This is a genomic window from Candidatus Burkholderia verschuerenii (assembly GCF_001189365.1).
Classification (GTDB): domain Bacteria; phylum Pseudomonadota; class Gammaproteobacteria; order Burkholderiales; family Burkholderiaceae; genus Caballeronia; species Caballeronia verschuerenii.
On the sequence record NZ_LFJJ01000412.1, the window covers coordinates 1 to 1,846 of the forward strand.

Here is a 1,846-nt window from a genome sequence, read left to right on the forward strand (position 1 = left end):
ATCGGCGAAGTTCCAAACTCCCAGGAAACCATTCAGATCAATATTGCTTCTGGGAGTTCTGGGAAACACGATCTTCCGGCGGCCCCTTGCCACCCTTGACTTCGACTAATTCTGAAGGGCCGACTACGTATTGCATCGAAACCGGCGCTCCTTTTTCGAATCGGGATGGACGGCGCATTATGCGCTGCCGAAAACGTCGCCGAAAAGCCGATGCGGCTTTCGATTAACATCGAGAAAGTCCGAGTAACGACCAAGGGAAATATGCCAACGCTGGCCGAACCGAAAGTGTCGGGCGAAAACGTCGAGCATCTCGACATTCCGGTCGAACACTCGCCGACGCTCGACCATCCGATTCGCGTGCGGTCGCGCCCGATGCCGTATGGCGTGCGTATCGCGCTGCATACGCATCCGTGGGCGCAGGTCGCGTACACGTCGCGCGGCGTACTGCGCGTCGCGACCGCCGATTCGACCTGGATGGTGCCGCCCTCCCGCGCCATCTGGATTCCGCCGAATGTGACGCACGAGGTGGTCATCGTCGAGAACGCGTTCATGCGCACGCTGTATGTCGATGCGAGCGTCGTGCCGGCGGGACTGGGCGCGTGTCGCGTGGTCGAGGTGTCGCCGCTGCTGCGCGAAGTGATCGCCGCACTCGACGATATCGCGATCACGCGCCAGCGCGAACGCCTGCTGGGCACGCTCGCGCTCGACGAGATCATCCGCTCGCAGCCGCTGCCGCTTTCCGTGCCGATGCCCAACGAAAAACGGCTGCGCGCCCTCTGCGACGCCGTGCTCGCCGATCCGTCGAATTCCGATCTAGAACGATGGTCGGCGGAGGCCGGCGCCAGCACGCGCACCATCGCGCGGCTGTTTCAGCGTGAGTTGGGCGTGAGTTTTTCGCAATGGCGTCAGCAGGCCGTGCTCGCGCGCACGATTCCACTGCTGAGCCAGGGCCGGCCGCTTGCGCAAGTTGCACAGGAATCCGGCTATCAAAGTCAGAGCGCGTTTTCGGCGATGTTCCGGCGCGCTTTCGGCCAGAGTCCGCGCGAGTTCTTCGCGCGCGATCGTCACGAGGAGCCGCAGTAAGCGTCGATAAGCGTCGATGTCCGGTCAGACGCGCCGGACCATATGCCGGATCGCGCCCAATTGCGCGAGACGCGGACCCGCCGGCCGATAGCCGAGCCGCGCGTAGAGCCGCGCGGCGGGGTTATCGACGAAGACGCGCAGTTGACACTCCGCGAGCCCCCTCGCCCGCGCCCATCGATGCGCCGTATTCAGCAGAACGTCCCCGCTCCGCGCCCGCGATAGCCCTTGGCGATCTGCACATCGCGAATATGGAGGGAATTGTCTTCCTCGGTGACTCGCATGACGCCGATCGGCACGCCGTCCGCCTGCAGGACAAAGTTCTCCGATTCGCGCCAGCTCGACAGAAACAGATCGCCGCGCCAGACGAGATTGTGCCGCCGGTAATAGCCGACCATATTGTCGTGCGTGAGCGCCTCGGCGAAGGCGAAGTCGGCCATCGTCGCCTGACGGAGCTGGAACAGCGAGAGATCTTCGGTCGGGTCGAGCATTGCATGCACGCTGGGCACAGGTGCATCAACACTAAGTCAGCGCGCGCGGACTGGCAATGGACAAAACTACCGGCTGACAATCTGGAAGGCGGGCGGCACGCGGAACAAAAAGTCGCGGCCAATCGGCATAGGGGCGGCCAGCAAGCTAGCCGGTCCCCTGCCACACCACCCGGCGTGCGGGTCCGCACCGGGCGGTTCGGGAAGTTGAGGTTATGTGAGGCGAGGCATGCCAAGACGATCGAAGTAGGCAATCGTCAGCACGTTGTGTAGTGCGG

The 1,846-nt window shown here is 63.4% G+C and carries 1 protein-coding gene and 1 pseudogene; one reads left to right on the forward strand and one right to left on the reverse strand.

Annotated elements, in window-relative coordinates; all coding sequences use genetic code 11:
• Positions 1 to 261: 261 nt before the first annotated feature.
• Positions 262 to 1,083, forward strand: coding sequence for an AraC family transcriptional regulator (locus BVER_RS29250; RefSeq protein WP_050456191.1), 822 nt, complete (start codon positions 262 to 264; stop codon positions 1,081 to 1,083).
• A 24-nt stretch (positions 1,084 to 1,107) separates the two neighbouring features.
• Here the strand turns inward: BVER_RS29250 and BVER_RS29255 are convergent.
• A pseudogene (locus tag BVER_RS29255) lies at positions 1,108 to 1,571 on the reverse strand (GNAT family N-acetyltransferase).
• Positions 1,572 to 1,846 lie beyond the last annotated feature (275 nt).